Origin of the sequence: Nostocoides sp. (assembly GCF_037045025.1) — a bacterium.
GTDB lineage: Bacteria > Actinomycetota > Actinomycetes > Actinomycetales > Dermatophilaceae > Nostocoides_A.
Genome location: NZ_JBAOHM010000007.1, coordinates 672295 through 696054 on the forward strand (window position 1 = coordinate 672295; position 23760 = coordinate 696054).

General features: G+C 71.0%; 17 protein-coding genes, 1 tRNA gene and 1 pseudogene. 6 read left to right on the top strand and 13 right to left on the bottom strand.

The features are described from left to right. The first annotated feature begins 62 nt into the window (after window positions 1-62). Window positions 63-821, top strand: a complete 759-nt coding sequence (ppgK, locus tag V9G19_RS07840; RefSeq protein WP_462284900.1) for a polyphosphate--glucose phosphotransferase — start codon at window positions 63-65, stop codon at window positions 819-821. 119 nt (window positions 822-940) lie between these two features. On the opposite strand, the gene V9G19_RS07845 is transcribed toward ppgK, so the two are convergent. Further along, on the bottom strand, window positions 941-1972 hold the full coding sequence (locus V9G19_RS07845) for a PorA family protein (protein ID WP_462284901.1): 1032 nt from the start codon (window positions 1970-1972) through the stop codon (window positions 941-943). Window positions 1973-2217: 245 nt separating this feature from the next. On the opposite strand from V9G19_RS07845, the gene V9G19_RS07850 reads away from it, so the two are divergent. Then, window positions 2218-3345, top strand: coding sequence for a glycosyltransferase family 4 protein (locus V9G19_RS07850; protein WP_462284902.1), 1128 nt, complete (start codon window positions 2218-2220; stop codon window positions 3343-3345). Window positions 3346-3364: 19 nt separating this feature from the next. On the opposite strand, the gene V9G19_RS07855 is transcribed toward V9G19_RS07850, so the two are convergent. Further along, the gene (locus V9G19_RS07855) at window positions 3365-3505 is read right to left on the bottom strand and encodes a hypothetical protein (RefSeq protein ID WP_462284903.1); all 141 of its coding nucleotides are present in this window, start codon (window positions 3503-3505) and stop codon (window positions 3365-3367) included. After that, entirely contained in the window at window positions 3502-5280 is a 1779-nt protein-coding gene (locus V9G19_RS07860) for a hypothetical protein (RefSeq protein WP_462284904.1), read from the bottom strand. The genes V9G19_RS07855 and V9G19_RS07860 overlap by 4 nt, the downstream gene beginning before the upstream one ends. Before the next feature lie 186 nt (window positions 5281-5466). Between V9G19_RS07860 and V9G19_RS07865 the strand changes: the two genes are divergently transcribed. Together V9G19_RS07865 and V9G19_RS07870 are read left to right on the top strand one after the other, a co-directional pair. Then, window positions 5467-7374, top strand: a complete 1908-nt coding sequence (locus V9G19_RS07865) for a DUF2339 domain-containing protein (RefSeq protein WP_462284905.1) — start codon at window positions 5467-5469, stop codon at window positions 7372-7374. Window positions 7375-7458: 84 nt separating this feature from the next. Next, a pseudogene (locus V9G19_RS07870) lies at window positions 7459-8403 on the top strand (acyltransferase family protein); the annotation flags it as partial. Between the two features lie 25 nt (window positions 8404-8428). Here V9G19_RS07870 and V9G19_RS07875 read toward each other — a convergent pair. Together V9G19_RS07875 and V9G19_RS07880 are read right to left on the bottom strand one after the other, a co-directional pair. Beyond that, window positions 8429-12703, bottom strand: a complete 4275-nt coding sequence (locus V9G19_RS07875; RefSeq protein ID WP_462284906.1) for an alpha-(1->3)-arabinofuranosyltransferase domain-containing protein — start codon at window positions 12701-12703, stop codon at window positions 8429-8431. Beyond that, window positions 12700-13467, bottom strand: coding sequence for a class I SAM-dependent methyltransferase (locus V9G19_RS07880; protein ID WP_462284907.1), 768 nt, complete (start codon window positions 13465-13467; stop codon window positions 12700-12702). The genes V9G19_RS07875 and V9G19_RS07880 overlap by 4 nt, the downstream gene beginning before the upstream one ends. 52 nt (window positions 13468-13519) lie before the next feature. Between V9G19_RS07880 and V9G19_RS07885 the strand changes: the two genes are divergently transcribed. Further along, a complete protein-coding gene (locus V9G19_RS07885; protein WP_462284908.1) occupies window positions 13520-14845 on the top strand; it encodes a polysaccharide biosynthesis protein in 1326 nt (441 codons plus the stop codon). Here V9G19_RS07885 and V9G19_RS07890 read toward each other — a convergent pair. From V9G19_RS07890 to polA, 3 genes are read right to left on the bottom strand one after another with little or no spacing between them, the layout of a single operon-like run. Further along, entirely contained in the window at window positions 14779-15507 is a 729-nt protein-coding gene (locus V9G19_RS07890; protein WP_462284909.1) for a Type 1 glutamine amidotransferase-like domain-containing protein, read from the bottom strand. The genes V9G19_RS07885 and V9G19_RS07890 overlap by 67 nt on opposite strands. Before the next feature lie 9 nt (window positions 15508-15516). After that, window positions 15517-15951, bottom strand: a complete 435-nt coding sequence (locus V9G19_RS07895; protein ID WP_462284910.1) for an SRPBCC family protein — start codon at window positions 15949-15951, stop codon at window positions 15517-15519. Window positions 15952-16004: 53 nt separating this feature from the next. Beyond that, complete coding sequence (gene polA, locus V9G19_RS07900) at window positions 16005-18680, bottom strand: DNA polymerase I (protein ID WP_462284911.1); 2676 nt, start codon at window positions 18678-18680, stop codon at window positions 16005-16007. Between the two features lie 19 nt (window positions 18681-18699). Here polA and V9G19_RS07905 point away from each other — a divergent pair, with 19 nt between their 5' ends. Continuing rightward, window positions 18700-19164, top strand: coding sequence for a hotdog fold thioesterase (locus V9G19_RS07905; protein ID WP_462284912.1), 465 nt, complete (start codon window positions 18700-18702; stop codon window positions 19162-19164). Here the strand turns inward: V9G19_RS07905 and V9G19_RS07910 are convergent. From V9G19_RS07910 to V9G19_RS07930, 5 genes are all read right to left on the bottom strand, one after another. Next, window positions 19161-20597 carry a DUF1501 domain-containing protein gene (locus tag V9G19_RS07910; protein ID WP_462284913.1) on the bottom strand — a complete coding sequence of 479 codons (1437 nt, stop codon included), beginning with the start codon at window positions 20595-20597 and terminating at the stop codon, window positions 19161-19163. The genes V9G19_RS07905 and V9G19_RS07910 overlap by 4 nt on opposite strands. A gap of 5 nt (window positions 20598-20602) precedes the next feature. Beyond that, window positions 20603-22096: a DUF1800 domain-containing protein gene (locus V9G19_RS07915; RefSeq protein ID WP_462284914.1), complete on the bottom strand. Its 1494-nt coding sequence runs from the start codon at window positions 22094-22096 to the stop codon at window positions 20603-20605. A gap of 161 nt (window positions 22097-22257) precedes the next feature. Then, window positions 22258-22878, bottom strand: coding sequence for an N-acetyltransferase family protein (locus V9G19_RS07920; RefSeq protein ID WP_462284915.1), 621 nt, complete (start codon window positions 22876-22878; stop codon window positions 22258-22260). A gap of 118 nt (window positions 22879-22996) precedes the next feature. Beyond that, window positions 22997-23605 (bottom strand): ANTAR domain-containing response regulator, encoded by a 609-nt coding sequence (locus V9G19_RS07925; RefSeq protein ID WP_462284916.1) that lies wholly within the window; start codon window positions 23603-23605, stop codon window positions 22997-22999. 54 nt (window positions 23606-23659) lie between these two features. Continuing rightward, window positions 23660-23742: transfer RNA gene (locus tag V9G19_RS07930), tRNA-Leu, on the bottom strand. Between the last annotated feature and the right edge of the window lie 18 nt (window positions 23743-23760).

Here is a 23760-nt window from a genome sequence, read left to right on the forward strand (position 1 = left end):
GCGTGCACAAAGATGGGGGGCGCGGGCATCGCGGCCCGCCCCGGCCAAGGAGGCTGTCGCAGATGGCTAAGCACACCGTCGCCCTCGGGATCGACATCGGCGGATCCGGCATCAAGGGAGCCCCCGTCGACCTGACGACCGGCCAGTTCCTGCAACCGCGGCGCAAGGTGGCCACCCCGGCGAAGTCGACCCCCACGGCGGTCGCCGCCATCGTCGACCAGATCGCCGACGAGTTCACCGACGATCTGCCCGCGGACGCCCCGATCGGCGTGACCATCCCCGGCGTAGTCCAGCACGGCGTGGTCCGCACGGCGGCCAACATCGACAAGAGTTGGATCGACGCCGCGGGCGAGGAGATCTTCAGCGAGGCCCTCGGCCGCCGCTGCCTGCTCGTCAACGACGCCGACGCCGCCGGCGTCGCCGAGCAGCGCTATGGCGCAGCCAAGGGCGAGCAGGGCCTGATCATCTTGACGACGTTGGGCACCGGCATCGGCATCGCGTTGCTGCACAACGGGGTGCTGATCCCGAACTGCGAAATGGGACATATCGAGGTCGGGGGTCACGACGCCGAGACCCGCGCCGCCTCGAGCGCCCGGGAACGCGAGGGGCTCAGCTACAAGGCCTGGGCGACCAAGCGGCTGCAGCCCTACTACGCGATGATGGAACAGATGCTGTGGCCGGACCTGTTCGTCGTCGGCGGCGGCGTCTCCCGCAAGCACGAGAAGTTCCTGCCGCTACTCACGCTGCGCACCCCGATCGTGCCCGCGGCGCTGGAGAATCAGGCCGGCATCGTCGGCGCCGCAGCGCTCGCGGCCGACTGAGCGCGCCGGCGAGGGGCCGACTAACTTCTGCTAGCAGCAGTTCGTCGCCCCCCAATAGCTTGCAACCTAGTGGGACCTCGACTAATGCCTGCTAGCAGAACTTCCTTGGGCGGCCCTGGTCACTCCTTTTCCAGGGTCACTCGGCGCGGCGCGGTCGCCTCGCCCGCACCGGCCGCCGCCGGCGCAACCGCAGTCGCTCCACCGAGCGCTGGCTGCTCACCGAAACGGCTCGACCCGATGTGCCCGGACTCGCTCGCCATCACCGGCTGCGCCTGCTCCTCCTCGCGCCCGTTGATGCGGGCCAGGATCAGGCCGAGCCCGATCGCCACCAACCCGATCGCTCCGGCGATCCACGGTAGCCGTCCGACGAGGGCGAGCTTGCTCCCGTTCTTCTTTGCCGAGTCGACGTTAGCGGCGACGGTCTCGTCGGTGAACGCCAGCGCCATATTGAGCGCGTTCCCCCCGTCGGGGAGGGTGCGCACCTGGGTCTCCTGCTGCTTCATGATGGCGCCGGTGACCGGGTCGATCCACATCGTCTTGTCCACCGAGTAGATCCCCTCGATGCCGGAGGAGATCTCCGCGGGGGCCTGATCGACCTTAAGGTTGAATTTGTAGGTCGGCAGCCCGAGAACGTCTTCTTTGCCCTCAAAGGTCGCGTCGACCGCCTTGTCGAGGATGCCGTCCCAGAAGGGGTAGGTCTTCTCCTCGGTGTCGAACGGGAACTTGTTGATCAAACCGTCATGCGGTGAGGCATCGGCGCCGAGGTACTTCTCCTGGTCTTGGACGGCCAGCCCGCTGACCCGGTCGGTGGCGAAGGCGTCGGTGCCGGCGTTGATCAGCCGGGACCCTTCCCCCTCGGCGCTGGCGCAGTCCCCGGCCTGGCCGTCGCCGTTGCGCACCAGGCAGGTGAAGGTCTGGAAGACCACGGTGTCACCGGTGGATGCGGTGCCGTCGGCGACCGTCCGGCTGATCGCCTTGACCGGGCCGCGACTCTCGGTCAAATAGGCCGCCTCGCCCTGCAGCCGAGTGAGGCTGTTGGTGTCCAGCGGCGTCTTCTTGACCTGCCCGGGCACCCATACCAACAACAGGAGAGCGGTGGTCCAGCAGAATGCCCCGACGCCGAGCAGGAGCGGGGCAAGAATTTTCCGCATGGGCTCGCTCTCCTCGAAGGAATGGCACGATCGCCTGATGCTACCAGTGGGTAGGCGCCCTTCGGCAACACCCACAGGCCGCCGCGCCGCCGTGGCCTGCCTGATCACCCACGGTCATCGGAATCGCCCGACCGCTAGCCACCGACCCGTAGTTACTTTCGGGTATTTTGGTGGGCCGCCGCGCTGTCACCTGTTCGCAGGCCGGCGCGCCACCCACCCGCCGATCACCCCCCGAGGACCTTGTGTTGCCGCGTCAGATCCGCATCCTCTTCCTGAGCTGGCGCGACCACGAGCATCCCGAAGCCGGCGGGGCCGAGAAGTACCTCACCGAGGTGGCCGAGGGACTCGCCGACCGCGGCCACCAGGTCACGATCCGCACAGCCGCGTATGCCGGGGCCCTACCGGATGAGGTGGTCCGCGGCGTCGCCTACTGCCGCCGCGGTGGCCGCTTCGGCGTCTACCCCCGAGCCTTGGCTTCCCGCCTGACCGGTCGCGCCCGGGCCGATGTCGTCGTCGACATCCAAAACGGCGTGCCGTTCCTGTCCCCGCTCGGGGGCCGCTCGCGGGTGGTCAACCTCGTCCATCACGTGCACAAGGAACAGTGGCCGGTCGTTCTCGGACCGCGGGCCGCCAGCGTCGGCTGGTGGCTGGAATCCCAGGTCGCGCCGCGCGTCTACCGGAATACGACCTATGTGACGGTCTCCCCCGCCACTCGCCGAGAACTCGCCGGGCTGGGCGTTGCGCCCGAACGAACCGAGATCATCTTCAACGGCACCGACGTCGTTCGCGACGACGGCATCGAGCGCTCCCCCACGCCCTCGATCATCGTGCTGGGACGGCTCGTGCCCCACAAGCGCGTCGAACTGGCCATCGACGCGCTCGCCAAGCTCGCGACCGAACGGCCCGGCCTGCGCATGCAGATCGTCGGGTCGGGATGGTGGAAGCCACGACTGGAGGAGTATGCCGAGGCCGCCGGCGTGACCGACCTGATCACCTTCACCGATCACGTGTCCGAGGCCGAGAAGCATCGGCTGCTGGCCCAGGCCTGGGTCCTCGCCCTCCCGTCCCTGAAAGAGGGGTGGGGGCTGGCCGTCGTCGAAGCCGGGGTCCACGGCACGCCCGCGGTCGGCTTTCGCGACGCCGGGGGCGTGCAGGACTCCATCCGGGACGGCGAGACCGGCCTGCTGTGCGAGGAGGGAATCGAGGCCTTCACCGCTGCGCTCGCCCGCTTCCTGGACGACGAGCAGCTGCGAACCCGGCTCTCGGCCAACGTGCACGAGTGGGTGGCGCGCTTCCGGTGGGAGGAAACGATCGATGCGTGGGAGCGGCTTTTAATCGGCGAGGGTGACGGCGACGGGACCGACGCGGGCTAAGGCCTCAGCGGCCTGAGGCCTACTTGGTGTCGTACTGAGCGAGCTGCCCGGGCGTCGGGTTGGGGTCCGGAGTGATGGCGCTGACCGCGCCGATGATCGCAAACAATGCGAGGATCACGCCGCCGATGAGGGATGCGGCGTTCGTGCTCCGGGACTTCATGTACCGAAGGGTAGCAAAGGGTTAACTCGCAGCTGGCCAGAGAAGCGCCGGTGAAATCCGAGCCCGGCGAGCACGCTGGCCTCGGTGAACAAACTCACGGCCCAACCCACGCGGATCGGCCAGCGTGCCGGGCCGGCCGGCGGCCGGACTCTCACCTCCCCGAGGTCGACGACCAGGACCGTCGCCGAGCGGTGCACGATCGTCCCCTCGGACGTGCTGGGCAGCGGCACCGCCGAGTCCAGTTCGATGAAGACATAGCGAGCCCCCGCCCGGCGCACGGCCGTGACCGGATCCTCCCCGGCATCAATCGCCTCGCGCACCAGCGCCGCGCGGCCGTCCTCCCCACGCACCCAGCCGGCCCAGGTCAGCAGGTCATCGCTCACCAGAACGGGCTGATCGACGATCCGCGGTGCCACGGTCAGCGCCACCCGGTCGTCATTCCACGGGTAGCGCCGGTACTGCAGCCACGGCAAGACCGCGACCAGCCCCGGCGGACGCGTGGACAGCTCCGCCGCCGCGGCACGGAAGTCGCCCGGCACGTCCACCGGCCGCCAGCGGCCGCCCACACCCCACGCGAGCGTGGGCAACACCGCCAGCGGCAGCAGCGCGAGAACGACCGCCAGCACCCGGGTGGGATCCTGCCCCGGACGGCGCCAGAGCCGCTCGACGGCCAGCCCCGAGGCGAGCGCGAGCACGAGAACCCACCCGGCGAGCAGCTTCTGGGAGTCGCGCAGCAAGGCGCCACCCGGCAGCAGGTCAAGGCCCCGCGCCCACCCCGCGGCCAGCGGCTCCAGGCCGCTGACGGCCACGGCACACAGTCCGAGAACACCACTCGCGGCGACGGCAATCGTCGCCCCACGGCCACGGGCGTCCAGGCGCACCACGCGCGCGGCGATCGCCACCACCATCATGACGAGCGCCGTGGCCGCCGCCGCCGGCAACAGCGCCGCCCGCGGCGCTGGGTGGCTCGCCTGGTTCCACATCCCGCCGCCGCTCAGCAGCGAAACGACGAGCCCGAAGGGGGTGTCGGGACGCGCGGCAAAGGCGCGGCCGCCAACCGGATCGCCGCGGACGTCCGCGGCGATCGCGGGCAGGGCCCACACCGCCGCCAGTCCGAGCGTCACCGCCACGATCGAAAGGCCAGCCCGCAGCCGCGCCAGCGGCGCCGGCCCTGGCGTCCACCGCGCCGGCCAGATCGTGAGCAGCACGACCGGCCCGACGACCATGAGCAGGGTGTTCGCGCCGCCCAAAGCCGCCGCACCGATGCAGCCGCAGACCACGGTCAACCTGGTTGTCCCGGCCCGCCAGCCGAGCACCGCCCGCAACCCCAAGGCGCTCAGCCCGTAGCCCAAGACGATCGTCCACTGCCCGATCGCCAGCCGCTCGGCGACGAACGGATTCCAGATCCCCACCGTCGCCGCGGCGCACCTGCCGAGGACGCCGACCTGCGGCCGCAGCCGGCGCAGCAACGCCACCGGGCCGAGCCCGGCGAGGATCACCACGGCGAGCAGGACGATGGTCTGCGCGGCGCCCGCGCCGACCACCCGACCGAGGACGACGCCCACCGCATCGCTCGGGACCGCGCGGGGCGCCACCGACCCGGTGCCGGTGACAAACGGAGTCAACCGCGGATCCGGCGACCAGCCGAGGTCATAGGCGAGCACGACCCCGGGACCGAGCGCCGGCCCGAGCACGAGTAGGGCGAGGACGACAGCGACGGCGAGCGGGGCGGCATACCAGCCGAGCGCAGCGATCAAGCTGCGCATCCGCGCCATCGGGGGCCGCTCCTTTATCCGGCGGAGTTGTTACCCGCCGGAAGCTACCAGGCGGCCCTTGGGCTTGCCTCGGCGGCGTTCGGTCCGATCTTTGCGGGCACTTCGGCGCGGCTCGCAGCGCGACGCGCACGCCCTGCGGCCGAGCGGGACCGGGTACAGTTCCCACGCTGCTATTCCGTTCCCAGGATGACCGTGACACACCCCTCCCCCGCGTCCGCGGACCAGGCCGAGCCGCTCGAGCCGGATCGCACCGCCGCCTGCGAGCCTCCCGACGCCGAGCCGGAAGAGGGCCCGCGGGACTGGGTCCGGCTGGGCTTCCTGCTGGTCACCGCGCTCGCCTTGGGTGTGCGCGTGAGCGTCCTGAAGGACGCTTCGTTTATCACCGACGACTTCATGCTGAGCGCCCGGGCGATGGAGAACCCGTTCTCGTGGAGCTACCTGACCCGGGTGCACACCGGCCACTTCGAGCCGATCGGCTTCGCGATCATGTGGGCGCTGGCGCATTTCGCGCCACTGCAGTGGGGCTGGACGGTCGTCGCCCTGCTCGCCGGGCAGCTGGTCGTCTCGGTCCTCGTCTGGCAGTTGCTCCGCGAGCTCTTCGGGCGTCACCCGCTCATCCTGATTCCCTACGTGATCTTCGCGTTCACGCCGCTGACCCTGCCCGCGGTGGCCTGGCTGTCCGCGGCGATCTTGTGGCTGCCGCTGATGGCCGCCCTCGCCGGCGCCTTGCGGTGGCACGCGCGCTACCTGCGCACCGGGAGCACGCCCGCCGCCCTCGCCGCGATCGCCTGGTTTCTGGTCGGGTGCGCCAGCTTCGAAAAGATCGCGATCTTCGTCCCCTACGTCATCGTCTACACCCTCGCCCTGGAACCGGGCGTCCGGCTGCGCCCCCGTCCCTTGCTCGCGTTGCTGCGGCGCACCTGGGTGATCTGGGCCGGGTATGCCGTCGCCGGCCTGCTCTATCTGGCGATCTACCTGCCCGGATACCGCAGCCTCGGCAACGACACCCCGGTCACGGCCCCGCATGCCGGGACGTTGTCGGAGTTCACCTTCCTCAGCATCTTCCGAACCCTGATCCCGGCGAGCTTCGGCGGGCCGTGGAGTTGGCAGCGGGTCAGCTATGCCCTCGGCATCGTCGACTCCCCGCGCGCCTTCGACTGGGTTTGTTGGGTCCTGGCCCTGGTCGTCATCGTCGGGTCGCTGGTCGTGCGCCGCCACGTGCTGCGGTTTTGGGTCGCCCTGTTGGTCTATGTCGGCGGCTCGATCCTGACCGTGGCCGCGGGCCGGGTCGCGTATGGCGGCTCGATCGTGGCGCTGGAGACGCGCTATCTCGCCGACGCGGCGGTTCCTCTGGTCATCGCCCTCGGTGCGGCACTGTTGCCCGTGCGGGGGCAGACCCGGCCGTGGACGTCCATGGGTCAGCGGCTGCGCGCCACGATCCCCGCGGGCGTGTGGCACGGCGTTGCCGTCGTGGCCGCCCTCGTCGTCATCTCGCTGTCCTTCCACTCGATGGGCCGGTATGCCACGATCGCGACCGGCAACCCCTCCCGAGCCTTCCTGGAGAACACCAAGTCCTCGCTGGCCGCGTTGCCCGATGACGCCCAGATCGTCGACACCGAAGTACCGGCCGGGATCATCGGGCCGATCTTCGCCGAGTACAACCTGGTCAGCCGCTACCTCTCGCCGCTGCTGGACACCAATCGCCGCGCCGAGGCGCGCAACCGGGTCAACTACACCAGACCCTACATCCTCGACCACACCGGCACGTTGGTGCCGATGGCGGTCAACACCGTGGTGCCGTCCGCGGGTGAGGGATGCCGGGTGGTCCAGGACGGGCGCGTCGTCGTGCCGCTGGCGGGGCCGGTCTTTGAGTGGAGATGGGTCATCCGCATCGGTTATCTCGCCGACGCCCCGGTCACCGGCACGGTTCGGCTCGGCTCGGGGACGGCCACGGTGCCCTTCGGGAAGGGCTTGGGAGAGGTCTTCGTGCGGGTGACCGGCAGCGGGAGCCGGTTGACGATCACCGGCCTGCCCAACGGGGTCAACTTCTGCGTCGGCGACGCCCAGGTCGGCACGCCGATGCCGAAGGGCTAAGTCGTGGCGAGCGCCGACGCGCCGCGGCCAACCCCGCGATTTGCCGCCCTCGACGGGCTGCGGGCCGTGGGGGCGCTCGCGGTCATGCTCACCCACGTCGGTTTCCAAAGCGGGGCCGCGCTCACCGGCCCCTTCGCGGGCATCCTCGCCCGGTTCGACTGCGGGGTCGCGCTGTTCTTCGTCGTCTCCGGCTTCTTGCTGTTCCGCCCGTATCCCGTCGCGCGCCTGAGCGACCGGCCCCCACCCGCGGTCGGGCCCTATCTGTGGCACCGGGCGCTGCGCATCCTGCCCGTGTTGTGGGTGACCGTGCTGGCCTGCGCGGTGCTGGCCCCCACCGCCGGGGCCGGCTGGGCGGCATACGCCGAGCATGCCGCGCTGATCCAGATCTATACCGGCAACCCGCTGCTGCACGCGCTGACCCAGCTGTGGAGCCTGGCGACGGAGGTGGCCTTCTATCTCGTGCTGCCCCTGTTCGGGCGGCTGCTCCTGCGCGGGCGGGACGCGCGGTCCTGGGCGCGCCGCACGATCGCCGTTGGGGCGGCCGGTGCCGCTCTCTCCTGCGTGTGGATGGCCGCGGTGACCGCGGCCGGTCAGCCGGATGCCCGGCTGTGGCTGCCCGGTTATGCCGGCTGGTTCGGCGGCGGGATCGCCTTGGCCGCCTGGCAGGTCGCCCGGGACCGCGGCGTCCTCGCGCCGGGGCGCGTCGATGCGCTGCTGGAGCGCCCGGGGACCGTGTGGGCCATCGCCGCGGCGCTGTTCGTCCTGGTCTCGACGCCGCTCGTTGGCCCGCTCGATCTCACCGAGCCGACGCCGGCCCAGGCGGCGCTGAAAAACCTCGCGTATGGCGTGATCGGGCTGCTCGTCGTTGCTCCGACGGTGCTGGCGCCGAGGCCGACCAACGCGGCCTTCCTCGGCGCCCTATCCGGTCGGATCGGGTCCTTCCTCGGCCGCATCTCCTATGGCATCTTCGCGTATCACGTGCTCATGCTCTATCTGGCCGAGCGGCTGCTCGGGCGTGAGACCTTCGACGGCGGTTTCTTCCCGCGTCTCGGTGTCACGCTCGTGTTGACGATCGCGGCCGCGAGTGTGAGCTACTACGGGATGGAGTTGCCGGTGATGCGCCGCGGTCGGGGCTGGGCTCCCCGGCGGGCGGGGAGTCATGCCCGCGCCACGGCCGGCGCGCCGTGAGCACCCCCTGACCCGGCCAGCGCCGGCCTGCCCCGGAGGAGGCCGGCGTCCGGCAGCTGAGCTGGGCGATTAACGCCACGACGGCGAGGACGGCGCCGGCCTGCACCACGCCCGAGTCGAAGGCGGCCCCGCTGCGTGGCCAGGGAGCGGCAGCCACTGCCGCGGTCGCTACGGCCAGGCCGGCCAGCCCGGCCAACGGAGCGACCAGCCGAGCATGCGGCGGCCGCTGCCGAAGCGCAACCAGCAGCACGAGCCCCAACGCTGCGCCCGCGAGCCCCCCGAGCGCAAGACCGGCGAGAACCGGCAGCATCTCGGCGAGGACCCGGCCGCCTCGGCCGGTGAGCCGCAGCGCCGGGGCCGGGCCCGTGGGTTCACCGCGGTCGCCGAGGGCGGCCAGGCGCGGCAACCGGGCGGCATACGGGGCGAGCGGGGCGGCACCGAGCAGGAGCAGCAGCGCGAGGACCCCGGCGCCCAAGCCGAGCCGGTAGCCCGTGTCCGGGACAAAGCCAGCCGTCAGCGTGACGGGCGGGCCGGCCGGAACCAGCCACCCCTGCATCCACCCGTTGACCCGGACTCCCTGCACCGGATCCCCGCCCGGCAACCGTGCCTCCCACCCGGGATGGTAGTTCTGCCCGATGGTGACCAGAGCGGCATCCGATCGAGCCGGAACATCGAGGCTCAGCTGGACCGCGCCCTCGCGGTGCATCGGGACTGGGCGCAGCGCGGTGCCCGTGCCGGTGCTGCGGTGCAAGGTCAGCGTCGCCGGCTCGAACCGGTCGCTGGGCGCGGCGACGATCTCGTTGGACCCGGCGGCGAGCGCGATCCTGCCGTCTCCGCAGGCCACCCAGGCAACCGGGCGCCCTTCGAGCACATCACCACTGGTGCCGGTGACCCGAGTCTGGATGCGCGCGCCGTTCACGAGGACGTCCGGTCCGCTGCCGCAGGCGGGGTCGAGCGGCTGGGTGGGATCGATCGGGCGGCGCAGGTCGTCGGCGCCAACGACGCGGACCTCGCCGAAACCGACGGGCAGGAAGGTCCGCTCTCGCGTCGCGCCGTCGATGCCGACGCGGGGCCGGGTGGCCTCGAACCACACCCGCACCAGGTCGGTGCGCCGGGCCGGGAACCAGACGTAGCCGTCCTCGTCGGTGGTCGCGGTGACCGGGTAGCCGTCGCCGAAGCGCAATCGGACCTCCTTGGGCAGCGAGGAGTTCTCCATCCGTGACGGGATGAACTGCAGCCCCCGCACCACCCGCTTCGTGGGCAGGTGAAGGGTCAGCCGGGGCTGCGGGTCGGTGCTGGCCGCCACCCAGCCGGTGGCCGGATCGGTGTCCACGACCGCCCCCGGCCGGTCGGCGAGACCGGGCACCAGCCGCGAGGACCCGGTCGCACGGATCCGGTCGGTCCCGTCCAGCAGCACGTCCGCCGCGGACGTCCGCGCCGCCAAGGCCGTGCCCTCCAGCCGATAAGAGCCGGCACTCCCGATTCGCACGACCCGGCCGATGCCGGCCGGGGGCTCCCTCGGCGAGACCGTGGCCGGCGAGCACACCTCGCCGGCGGCCAGCGACCAGCAGCCGGTGCGGAAGCCGTCATCGGCACGCAGGTCGATCACGTCTGGGGTGGCGGCCACGGGGGTTTCCAACAGCAGCGAGGGCGTCACCCCGTCGATGGCAAGCTCGGTGATCGACATCCCGTTGGGCACCCCGGACGCCACCGCCGAGAGCGTGAACCGGATCCAGTCGGTGGCTCCCTCGGCCGGGACAACAGTCCCAAATCCATTGCTGTCCAGGCTCATCGACCGGCTGCCGGTGGCCGTCGAGACGAGGATGCGGCGTGGCGGCGACCCGATCGGGGAAACGCGGGAGGCGACCAGGCGCACCGACCCGATCCGTTTCGGCTCCAGCAACCGCACCTCGAGCCACTCCCCCTCGGCCTGACCGTAGCGGCCGGACACCCACCGCGTCGTGAAATCGCCGTCAACCGCGGCGGCCGGGGAATAGGCGGCGCCGAGGCGCAGCGTTGCCCCCGCGTCGGACGCCGAGGAAGATGCGGTCACCGAGCGCACCCCGCGCCAGGTGCTCGTCGTCTGGGGGGCGTCGGGGTCGGCGATCACATCGTGAACGGGCCGGTCCTGGCCGAACTTGGCGTCCGATGACAACACCGCGGAGGTGTTGTTGGCGGCCGCGCCGAAGAAGACCTCCCGGCGGCGCAACCCGTCGGTCAGGACGCTGGCGGCTGCGCTCGCGAAGCCGCCGATGACGGCGCGCGCGTCGGTGCCGAGCAGGGCAAACGGGATGCCGATCCGGGTCAGGGCGAGCATGTCCTCGGGCCCGGCGAGCGCTGTGGGGGCCGTGTGCGCGGACAGCATGCCGGCCTGGCGCGGCTGGGGAACGGCATACACCGTGATGCTCGGACGCGACCCCCGGGTGCGGTTGTCGATGGTCGTTTCGGGCGACTCCTCCGGGTCGACGATCTGGGGTCCGAACTGGGCGACCGAGCGCAATCCGCTGGTGCGCAGCCCCTCCTCGACGGCCACCAGCGGGTCGACTTGGGCGCCCGGCCGCAGGTCGGCCGGGACGACGACATAGGCGACGCCGGCGCTGGCGAGCGCCTGCGCGATGCTCGGGTCTCCGCGGCCGCTGGCAATGGTCTTGTTGACGCCGTCGAGGAAGCGGGTCGAGCCGGCCGACCCGAGCGGGACGGCGTCCCGCAGCACGAACGGGCGGCGCATGATCGCCTGCAGCGGGTTGTCCTTGGTCGAGCCCCAAGTGAAGTCGGCGAACGCGGTGGCCGGGAGCATGAGGACCGATCCGTCTCCCCGCTGCCGATCCAGCCAGGTGGCCGCCTGCTGCCAATACGACGGGAGAGCGGGATAGCCCTCGTCCCGGGCGAGCCGGGCAGTTAAGGCCGGGCTGGCCGCGGCGACAATCAGCGCGCCGACGACGGTGGCCTGCACCCACCGCTGCACGCCGACCCGGCGCAGCCACTCGACGCCGGCCTCCATACCGGCGACTGCCGCGACGGCCAGCGGCAGGCGGACGACGAGATCGAACTTGTGCGCATTGCGCAGCGGCGCCAGCGGGCCGTCCAGGAGGCGGAAGCTCAGCTCGGTCCAGACCGGCCCCAGCGGGCCGCGGTGCCCGAGGGTGACCAGGACCAGACCGACGACCAGACAGGTCGCCAGGAACGCCCGCTCGGCAAGGCGGCGGGTGGCGAGGCCGGCCAGGCCGGCGGCGACGACGAGCGCCGTGGTGACGATGAGAATCGGCCGGGTGACATAGGCCCACCCGCCGGGCCAGTGTGGACCGGTGGGTGTTGTCAGATAGCCCAGCCAGGCGCTGGTGCCACGCAACGCCTCGAAGGTGCTCGCCGTCCCGGTCGTGGTGACCGCGCTCTCGATCCAGTCGAGGAAGGGAGGGCTGTTGGCGCCGAGGATGGCCAGCGGGAGCAACCACCACAACATCGCGGCCACGGCCGCACCCAGCCAGCCGACGAAGGCCCGGGCGAGATCCCGGGACGGGCGCCGGGTGAGGAACCACAGCGTCGGCATGACGAGCACGGCGCCGGTGGCGACGGCATTGACCCCGCCACACAGCGCAACCGCGAGCGCGGAGCGGGTGATCCGCCACCGCCAGCTGCGCTCCTGGCGGACGATCAGCGGCAGCAGCACCCAGGGGGCGATCGCCATCGGCCACACCTCGACCGAGGTCGTTGTCAGCTCGCCGACGATGCGGGGCGAGAGGGCATAGAACAGCGCCCCGGCCAGGCGCAGCCAGCGCCGGCCGGCGGCAAGTTCCCCGGCGACCCGCCAGGTGCCAAGGAAGGCGAGCACCAGCAGCAGGGTCCACCACAGCCGTTGGGTGATCCAGGCGGGGATTCCCGCGGAGATCAGCAGACCGTGGAACGGGCCCATTGGGAAGAGGTAGCCGTAGGCCTGATTTTGCAACTGGCCGAAGTACAGCTGCGGGTCCCACAGGTGCAGCGCGTCGCGCAGGAAGCCCCACGGGTTGAGGGTCAGGTCGGCTTTGGTGTCGCCGACGACCAGTCCGGGCTGTTGCCGGAAGGCAATGGCGGCCAGCGCGGTGCAGGCCGCGAGCAGCCGGGCCCGCCAGATCAGCTGACCGGGCGTGCCAGCGGCGCTCACCGGCGCTTGGTCACGACCAGGACGGCGTTCCAGCTGAGCACCTCCCGCGCGCCCGGCACCCGGATCACCCAGCGGGCCCAGGAGGGGTGGTATCGCGGCAGGATGTCGACGACGTCGATCTCGCCGTGGGCGACGCCGGCGCGAGCCCAGCGCACCATCCGCGCGACCGAGCACGCGAAGAGAGTGCGGCCGTAGTCGTTCTTGGGTCGGTGGCCGTGCCGCGCGGCATACCGGTCGGCGGCTCGGGGGCCGCCGAGCAGGTAGTGCCACGGCGAGGTCTCATGCCCACCCCACGGGGAGAGCCACGGGGTCCACGACAGCACGACCAGCCCACCGGGGGCGGTCACGCGCACCATCTCCCGCCCCATCCGCTCCGGCTCGGCCACGTGCTCGAGGACATTGCTGGAGTAGGTGACCGCGAAGCTGGCGTCGGCGAACGGCAGCGCCAGGCCGGACGCGCGCACCGAGATCCCGCCAGGGGCGCCGTGAGCGGTCATTTCTCCCGCGTCCGGCTCGACGCCGAGATACCGCGCACCGGCCGTCGTGAAGGCGTCGGCAAAATAGCCCGGGCCCCCGCCGACGTCGAGCACATCGGCGCCGTCGAGGTCGCACCAGCGGGAAAGCTCGGCGACCGAATCCCGGGCAAGCGTCAAATAGAACAGGTCGGGATCGGTCTGCTCGTTGAGGAAAACGCGGAACAGCCCGACCGAGCGGCGCAGACTCCCCGCGGGCCACGGGTGGGTGGCAGGAGTCGGCGACGGCACGGGCGGCATTCTAGGCAAGTGGGGACCGGCAATCGGGGCCTGGCATAATCCGATGTCCCTGTTCATGCGTCGAGAGTCGTCCGTGGCCGTCCGCTCCAGCACCGAGCCGGCGAGCGCCGGACCCGGCGCGCGCTCGGGCGCGGTTCTCGCCGCGGCGACGCTTATCGCCGGCGTCCTCGGCTACGCGTTCATCCTCATCCTCAGCCGGGCACTCGGCCCGGAGCGGTATGGCGCGGTGGCCGCGCTCCTCGGGGTCGCGCTGATCTCGACCGTGACGATGACCGCGGTGCAACTGGAGAACACCCGGCTGGTCGCCTCGGGCCGGGTGACGTCGGGCGTGGTGCTGATGCGCCACTCGCTGGCCGTCTCGATCGCCACCGCGCTCGTCGTCGGGCTGCTCTGCCCGCTCCTCGTGCGGCTGCTGCATGTCGACGGGCTGACCGACGCCTTGGTCATGGCCTCACTGCTCGTGCCGCAGACCTTCAGCGGCGGCCTGCTCGGAATCCTGCTCGGCCGCGGCTTGACAACCCAGTTCGGAATGCTGCTCGTGGCCACCGGCGCCAGCCGGATGCTGGCGGCGGTGGCGACCTTGGCGGTGGGCGGGGACGAAACCTTCGCCCTGGTCACCGCGGTGGTCGGGGGCCTGGCCGCGTGCGCCCTCGGGGTCTGGCAGGTGCTGATCAGCGAGCCGTCCGACGCCGGTGTCGCGCCGGAGGCCTTCGGCTGGGCCGGGCTGGCGCGGGCCGCGGCGGGGGCGGGCGCTCTGATGGTGCTGCTCAACGCCGACCTGCTGGCCAGCCGCGGGGTGCTGCCGAGCCGCGAGTCCGGGTGGTATGCCTTCCTCGTCGTCTTCGGGCGATTCACTTTCTGGGGCACGAACTTTTTGTCGCTGTGGATCTTTCCGCACGTGGCTGCCAAGGGGTCAACGACGCGTGCCGTGCGGGCCGCGCTCGGCGTGGTGGTCCTTGTCGGTGCGGCAGCGGTGCTCGGGGCGTGGCTGTTCGGCCGGCCGCTGGTGCGGCTGCTCGCCGGCGAAAGCTACCTGCCCGCGGCCGGTCACGCGCCGGCCTTCGCCACCGCCGGAGTGCTCTTGGCCGTGGTGCAATTGGCGACCTATGTCGATGTGGCGCGGGCGCGGCATACGGTCGGGATTGCCGTCTGGTGCGCCAGCCTGCTCCTCATCGTGCTGATCCGGGTGGCCGCGCCGCCCAGCGTCCCCGGCGTTGTGTGGACGGCCAATGCTGTCCTGGCCGCGACGGCGTTGGTCGGCATCCTGACGATCCTGCACGAACCCGGGGTGCGTTCACGCCGCTATAGCGCGCGCGGCTCGATCCGGTCCTCGGTGACCGTGCCGTCGAAGCTCCGCTGGACGAGATAGGCGCCCTTGCCCGGTTGCTCGGTGACCGCCTCGACCAGGTCGGTGCCGTGATAGACAAGGCCGACGCCGTCGTCCGTGCAGTGGGTCGGCCCGAGCGTGCCGGCACCTACGAGCCGATGGACCGTGGGGCGGCGCTGCTTCTCGGAGTCATAGTGCACGCCGTTGCCATAGGGCAGCAACCCCAGCCCGTTGGTCACCGCCCGCAGGTCGGGTCCGAAGGAGTCGGTGCAGCCGCCCTGATACCAGCAGATCGAGCCGGCCGAGACCCCGGACAGCACGACCCCGGCCGCCCAGACCCGCCGAAAGACCGGCCGCAACTCGTGCACGTCCCACACCGCGAGCAGGTTGGCGACGCTGCCCCCTCCCACCCAGACGACGTCCTGGGAGAGCAGATGCCCCTCGACATCCTCGATGTTCGGCATCGGGAACAGGTGCAGGTGGGTCAGCTCAAAACCGGCAAGCCGGGCCGCGTCGTCCAGTTCGCCGGCGAACCAGCGCTGGTCGCCGCTCGCGGTGCCCAGCGTGCATACGCGCGGCTTGCGACCGGTGACTCCTGATAGGGCGACGGCATGATGCACCAGCGGCGCGAACTCCACGCGGGTGCGCGTCCCGAAGCGGAAGCCGCCCGAGGTGGCGAGGATCGTGGGGTGGTCGGCCGGCATGCGTCCACCCTAAGGTGCCCGCAGCCGGCGGCGCAGCCCGCGCTCGCCGGAGCGCATCATCCAGTGATGGTTGGCGATCACCACCGGTCGCGCGTATGCCGCCGCCCGCCGCAGCAGCGGCGCGATCACCGCCACCTGCTGCCGGTAGTCCGCGATCACCGCCCCCGGAGTGAGCGGATCGTCGCGCACCTCCCACCGCGCCCAGCCGCGCAAATCGCCGGCGATCGCCACCGCGAGGGCGCCCGCGTCCGGGTCGGTCACCCTCCGGGTCAACCTCAGCCTCAACGTGATCGGCAGCGCACTGCGGACCCACACCAGGCCGACGTCGTCGGACAACCGCTGCACGCGCCGGACCTGGGGCCACCACTTGCCGTAGTGATCGGCGTCGGCGAGCACATCGAACACCGTTGCCGTCGAGGCATCCTGGACCCGCCAGCGGTGCACAAAGGCAAACTCGGCGCGGCCGGCGAGGGGGCGCCGGTGGTCCGGTGGGAAGGTCAGTGCCCGGCCTCGTGCCAGCTGTGTCCGAGCCCGACGCTCACGTCGAGCGGGACATCCAAGGCGATCGCGCTGCCCATCTCGCGCCGGACAAGTTCCTCCAACGCGACCGCCTCCCCCGGAGCGACCTCAAGGACCAGCTCGTCGTGGACCTGCAACAGCAGCCGCGAACGCATCTCGCCCCCGGTGATCGCCCGGTGGACGCCGAGCATGGCGACCTTCATGATGTCGGCGGCGCTGCCCTGGATGGGCGCGTTGAGCGCCATCCGCTCGGCCATCTCGCGGCGCTGCCGGTTGTCGCTGGTCAGGTCGGGCAGGTAGCGGCGCCGCCCCAGCATGGTCTCGGTGTAGCCGGTGCCCCGGGCCTCGCGAACAACATCGGCGAGATAGTCGCGCACCCCGCCGAACCGGGCGAAGTATTCGGCCATCAGCGCCCGGGCCTCTTCGACCGGGATCGTCAGCTGCCGGGACAGGCCAAAGGCGGACAGGCCGTAGGCGAGGCCGTAGGACATCGCCTTGACCTTGCTGCGCATCGCCGCAGTGACCGCCTCCGGCTCCACCCCGAAGACCCGGGACCCCACGAACCGGTGCAGGTCCTCCCCCGTGCGGAAGGCCTCGATCAACCCCTCGTCGCCGGACAGGTGCGCCATGATCCGCATCTCGATCTGGCTGTAGTCGACGGTCATCAGCTGCTCATAGCCGGGCCCGACGACGAAGGCCTCGCGGATGCGCCGGCCCTCCTCGGTGCGGATCGGGATGTTCTGCAGGTTGGGGTCCTTGGACGACAACCGGCCGGTCGCGGCGATCGTCTGCTCGAAGGTCGTGTGGATGCGCCCGTCGTCGGACACCGACTTCAACAGCCCCTCGACGGTCACCCGCAGCCGGGTTGCGTCGCGATGACGCAGCAGCGCCTCCAAGAAGGGGTGCTCGGTCTTGGCGAACAGCTCCGCGAGCGCGTCGGCGTCGGTGGTCCACCCGGTCTTGGTGCGCTTGGTCTTGGGCATGCCCAGGGTGTCGAACAGGACGACCTGCAGCTGCTTGGGTGAGCCGAGATTGATCCGCTCACCGCCGATCGCGGCGTAGGCGTCCTGCTGGGCCCGATCCACGGCATTGGCGAAGTCCGTCTCGAGGGCGTCCAGGCCGTCGCTGTCGACGGCGATGCCGGTGCGCTCCAGCTCGGCGAGCACCTCGGTCAGGGGCAGCTCGATGTCGCGCATCAGCTCCAGGCCGCCGGCCGCCTCGACCTGCTCGCGCAGCGCCTGGCCGAGGTCGAGCACCGCCCGGGCGCGGACACACGCCTGCTCGACCTCGCCCTCCTGATCGGCCGCGAAGTCGAGCATGCCCTGCTCCTGCGGCTCCTTCTCGGTGCGCAGGTCGCGGCCGAGGGTGCGCACGACGAGGTCGGACAGGTCGTAGTCACGTTGGTCGGGGCGCACGAGATAGGCGGCGACGGCGGTGTCGAGGACCACCCCCGCCAGGGGCAGCCCCCGCGCGGCCAGGGCGTTGCTCGGCCCCTTGGCGTCGTGCAAGATCTTGGCCCGCTCGGGGTCGGCCAGCCACTGCGCGAGGGCGCGCTCGCTGAACGGGTCGAGCTCGGTCACATCGACGTATGCCGCGGGCCCGTCCGCGCTGGCCAGCGCCACCGCGCCGACGTCGCCCCTGCCCCGGGCCCACGAGCCGACGACATGCACCCCGACGTCGCGTCCCGCCCCAGCGTGCTCCGCCAGCCAGGGCGCAATGTGTACCGGTTGCAGCCGCTCGGCGGCGATGTCGAAGCCCCCCTCGGTGGCCTCCTGCGCCGTGGTGTCGAAGGTGGTAAACAGCCGGTCGCGCAACACCCGGAACTCCAGCGCATCGAAGACCGCGTGCACCTGCTCGCGATCCCACATCCGTCGCTCCAAGTCGGCCATCTCGACGCCGAGATCAAGATCGGGCACGAGCCGGTTGAGTCGCTTGTTGCGCACCACCTGATCGACGTTGGCGCGCAAGGCGTCACCGACCTTGCCCTTGATCTGATCGACCTGGGCAACCAGGCCCTCCAACCCGCCGTACAGGCCGATCCATTTGGCCGCGGTCTTGGGCCCGACGCCCGGGACCCCGGGCAGATTGTCGCTCGACTCCCCGACCAAGGCGGCCAGGTCGCGGTAGCTGCCCGGCGGGACGCCGTATTTCTCCTCGACCTTTTCCGGGGTCATCCGCCACACCTCGGAGACGCCACGCACGGGATAGAGCAGGGTGACCTCGGAGCTGACCAGTTGGAAGGTGTCGCGGTCGCCGGAGCAGATGACGACCTCCATGTCCGCGCGGCGGGCCGCGGCGGTCAGCGTCGCGATGATGTCGTCGGCCTCGTAGCCGGGGAACTCGATGTGCCGGATCTTGAGGGCGTCGAGGACCTCGCGAAGCAGCGGCAGCTGGCCGGAGAACTCGCTGGGCGTCGCCGACCGGCCGGCCTTGTATTCGGCATACTCCCGAGCACGGAAGGTGTCACGGGAGACGTCGAACGCGACCGCGATATGGGTCGGGTCCTCGTCGCGCAACACATTGATCAGCATCGAGGTGAAGCCATAGACGGCGTTCGTATGCTGCCCGGTCTTGGTCGAGAAGTTCTCGGCCGGCAGCGCGAAGAACGCGCGGTAGGCCAGGGAGTGACCGTCGAGTAGGAGGAGGCGACTCACACCTGGCAGCCTAGGGGGCATGACTGACAGCGCGATGCCCCCGGATGCCGACCTGCTGGCTTGGGTTGACCGGGCATCGCGCGGAACGCTGATCGAGCGGGTGGGCATCGAGTTCGTGCACGTCGGCCCCGAGGAGATCAGCGCCCGGATGCCGGTGGCCGGTAACACCCAGCCGTATGGGCTGCTGCACGGCGGCGCGACTGTGGTGCTCGCGGAGACGCTCGGCTCCGTGGCGGCCGCCATCCATGCCGGGCCCGAGCGGGCCACCGTCGGCATCGAGGTCAACGCCACCCATCACCGGGCCGTCCGAGCCGGCTGGGTCACCGGCACGACCCGAATCGTGCACGCGGGAAAGACGATGTGCACGGTCGAGATCGTCGTCGCCGACGAGTCCGGCGGGCGCGTCTGCACCAGCCGGTTGACCTGCCTGATCCGCGAGCGTCCGCCGGCGCAGGTCGAGGCTGGGCGAACGTCATGGGGTTAATTGACGATGCCGAGATCGTTGCGAGTGAACCCGGGGAAGACGGTGGCGAGGTTGGCGGCGTTGTTCAGTCGTTTGGCGACGATCTCGGCGAGCGGGCGCCGGTAGTCGGTCGTCGTCGGGATGTCGCCCTCGTAGAGGTTGGCCGGCTCCAGCGAGGGGATCGAGCCATAGATGGCGCCGTTGACATTACCGCCGGCGACAACGACCGCGCCGCCGGTGCCGTGGTCGCAGCCCAGGGTGCCGTTCTGGGCGACCCGGCGGCCGAACTCCGACATCGCGACCACCGTCACCTGGCTCCACAGCGCACCGAGGTCGGTCCGGAAGGCGGCCAGACCGCCGGCGAAGTCGGCGATATTCCGCGAGAACCAGCCGGTCGGGTCGGTCGTGCCGAGCCCGAGATGCATATCCCAGTTGGGGATGTCGACGCAGGCGACCTCCAGGCCCTTGCCGGCCCGGAACAGCCGCGCGGTGTCCGCCAACCCCTGGCCGAAGGGCGTGACCGGATAAATGGCGCCGTTCTCGGGGGACAGCGGCGGCACCGAGCCGAGTTGCCCGACGGTGTCGAGGACGACCTCGGCCGCGCTCGCGGCGGGGCCGCCGTTTTGGCGATACATCGAGTCGATCAGCCGGAGCACGTCGGGGCGGTATTCGGACGGCTGCACGCCGAGGTTGAAGGCGTCGATGCTGCTCATCGTCAGCGTCGAGAACGTGGTCGCGAGCGAGAGGATCGACTGGGTGCCCCAGGAGATCGCCCGGAAGGTGCCCTGGACGCTTGATGAGGTCGCCAGGTGACGCCCGAGCCAGCCGGAGCGCACGTTGGCGGGCGCGCCGGCGCCCTCGACGGCGACCATCTCATCGAAGTGCGACCGGGTCGCGGCGGGGCGGCCGGCACCGACGACAAAGGCCAGGTCGCCCTCGTTCCACATCGGCAGCAGCGGCCCGGCGTTGGGGTTCAACCGCATGCTCGGGTGGCCGAGGTCGAGGCTGGTCTCGATTGGGACCGCGATTCCCGGGCGCGCGGCGCGGTATGCCGGATCGTCCGGTGGGAGCAGCGAGAGGCTGTCCATCCCCCCGCGCAGGAAGATGCACACGAGCAGCTCGCTGCTGCCTTCTCGCCCGGCGCTGCCGGTGGCGGCGTCGGCGGCGAACGCATAGCGCACGCCGGCGCTCGGCGCGAGCAGGGCGCCGAACCCGGCACCCGCCAGCAGCCGGCGACGGTCGACGCCGCGAGGGCCGTCCGGGGCCTGGTCGGCTTCGTTCAGCGCGGTGACCGGACGGTGCTGGGCGATCGCCTCGCTTGCCTCGTGCAAGGTGGCCGTGCGCGGCGCCTGGCCGGGCAGGGTCAAGACGTATTCGTCGGGCGCACCGTCGTGGTGCAGCGGCGTGATCAGGTCCTCGTGCAGGAGGGCGTCGGAGCAGGTGCAGGGTGACATCGGGCTCACCTCGTCATGAAGGCCGGCGAGGCCAGGACGAGCCGGACCGTCTCGGGTAGGTGGTTTTGGATCATGGTCGCGTCGAGGAGGGTTTCGGTCGGCGGGGATGCGACGGTGCCGGCGCTGGCCAGCATGCTGGCGATGGCGCTCAGCTGCTCGGTGGGCCACACGAAGCCGGTCAGTTGCCGGGTGATCGAGGTGGCCGCGGTCCAGACGTTCTGCCCCTCGGCGACCCCGAGGGTGCTCGCCCACGGCGCGGACACGAAGTCCGGGTCGAGTCCCCAGGCGCACGTCTCGGCGCATTGCCAGGCCTGTTGCAGCGACACCGTCGTCGTCCAGGCCGAGGCAATGTCCTTGTAGCCGTCGACCGTCGGCCAGCCCCGCGGCGCCGCGCCGCACGTGTTGAGCGTGTTGGTGACCAGCTTCATCACGGCATACGGGTTGACCGTGTAGTCGAAGACCGGCGTGTACGGCGCCTGCGCAGCGGCATACATGGCGGTCAGCCACTCCTGCGGGGTGCGCCACTTCAGTCCGGCGGAGGCGAGGAACTCGGGGTGGCGCAGCAGCGCGCGCACCACGGCCTTGATGCTCGTGCCATTGCTCAGGTAGACCTTGACCAGGCTGTTGACCAGCGCCTCGGACGGGGTGTCGGAGACGAACCGGACGGCCAGGCGGCGACAGAGCCGTTTGGCGGTCGCCGGATGCCGGGCGAGATAGTTCAGGTATGCCGTGAGCACGGCCGGCCCGCCCGCCGCGGTCCCGTTGGCGGTCGTGAAGCCCATGATCTTCAGCGGGCCGACGTAGTGGTTGGCCGCGACATATTGGTAGGTCATCGACGCATACGAGTAGCTGTGCCCGGTCAGCAGTTTGGCGCTGGCGAGGACGTCGTCCTCGGTGTAGTTGCCGGTGCCGACGGTGAACAGTTCGAGCAGCTCCCGGCCGAGATTCTCGTTGGGCTTGACCTTGGTTGAGGAGGCGTTGTCGAGGAAGGCGAGGACGGCCGGGTGGCGCAGCGCCTTTTGCAGGTAGTCGCTGTAGCGGCCGAGGGCGTACTTGCGGGTGACCTCCCGGTCGAAGTCGATAACGAATTGGGCCTCGAGGACAGGGACGTAGATGTGGCTGGTGAGCACGTCGACGACTACCTCGAGCAGGTGGCGCTTGGTCAGCAGTCGGCGCGCGATCGTCGCTCTCGGCAGCAGGGTGGCCGCCTTGTGCGACTTCCGTCCGGTGACGTCGCTGATCTGCTTGCTGGTCAGGGCCAGCCAGGGGAACTCCTCGGCAAGCATCGCGTCACAGGCGGCGTCTGGTATGGCGCTCGGGTTGAGTTGGGCGTCAATCCACGCATTTGGGGTCATCGCCGCGATCTCGGCGGTCAGCGACGCCGTCGCGGCAAAGCTCGCGCGGCGGGCGATGTGTGCCGCCCGCGAGATGCTCGCGTAGCGATCGGCGGAGCCGGCAGCGAGGGCCGGCACGGCGGGGGCGGAGGCAGGAGGAGTCATAAAAAGCCACTCTCGCGGGGGTTGGGCGCGGCGGGGAGCCGCGCGGCACGCGACCAGGGTATTCACCGTTGCGCAGTAATGCGATTGCCGCTCGGGACAAATCCGGACCGGCAGGTCGAACAATTAAGGGACAGCCGCTCGCGAAGTCGCGGCGGGCGCCGTCAGCCGGTCGCGGGTCGGCGCCCGAGGCCCTGCCGTGGGGCGCGGACGATGCTCGGGGCCGGGTCGGCAGAGCGTCCTGCGCGGGCCTTGAGCAGCCGCCGCCGGCCGACGAGCACCTCGACGGTGGCGTCCTTGTCCTCGCCGAGCTTGCGCCGCAGCATCGCCGTGGGCACGACCCGGCGGGTGACGGTGGAGGTGAAGCCCAACCGGGCAAAGAAGCGGTTGGTCGGCCGGTCCCCGGCCGGCACATTGCTAAAGACCCGGTCGTGCGCCTCGGTCTCGGCGAAGGTGGCGACCGCGGAGAGCAGGTGCCGGCCGATGCCGTGCTGGCGCAGATCGGGCAGTACATAGAGCTCGTCGATGACCAGGTTCGAGGCGTCGAGCAGTCCCTGGTGGCGGGCGTTGACGACGGCGAAGCCCGCAGGGACGGACTCGTAGGTCGCGACGAAGGCGGCGCAGCCCGTCCGGCGCAGCGCCTCTGCGACCCGGCCGCCGGCCGCTGCCCGGGCGGCGATCTCCTCGCTCACCCCGCCGGCCAGGGCCGCGTGCATCCACAGCTGGGTGAGCGCGCCGACGTCCTCGGGAACGACGCGACCCACCGCGACGACCGACCGGGCCACCGGGCCTCCTTCTCCACGCGCGGGCAACGCTTGACGGCTGCCTAGAAAACGATTACACCCGCACTCTAGGGGCGAGCGGTCCCGGCGCGGAAGTGCGGCTTCTCACAGGGGGGCCGGCTTAGGCCTTGTCGATCCCGGCGATCACGGCCTCGGCGACCTCGCGCATGCCGAGGCGCCGGTCCATGGCGGTCTTTTGGATCCACCGGAAGGCCTCGGCCTCGGACAGCTTCAGCTTCTTCATCAGCACTCCCTTGGCGCGTTCGACGGCCTTGCGCGTCTCAAGGGCCTCGCCGAGGTCGGCGACTTCCCGCTCGAGTTCCTTCAGCTCGCGCCACCGCGAGAGCGCGATGTCGATGGCCGGGGAGAGGTCGGCGGCGGTGAACGGTTTGACGATATAGGCCATCACGCCCGCGTCACGGGCGCGCTCGACCAACTCGGCCTGGGAGAAGGCGGTGAGCATGATCACCGGGCACAGCCGCTGCTTGCCGATCTCCTCGGCGGCGCTCAGGCCGTCCATCACCGGCATCTTGACGTCCATGATCACCAGGTCGGGTTGCAGGTCGAGCGCCAGCTCTACCGCCTGCTCGCCGTTGCTGGCTTGGCCGACGACGTCGTAGCCGGCTTCGCCGAGCAGTTCGATCAGGTCGAGTCGGATCAGGGCCTCGTCCTCGGCGACAACCACCCGCTTGGCCCGTGTGGCCGGCTCGCTCGCTCCTGCCTTGGTCATCTCATCCTCACCATGGTGTCGGGCACGGCGGCGTGGTCAGGGCCACCGCGTGTGTGCCGAGGGCGGGACTTGAACCCGCACGCCCTTGCGAGCAACGCATTTTGAGTGCGCCGTGTCTGCCATTCCACCACCCCGGCGAGGGCCAGCCTGCAGCA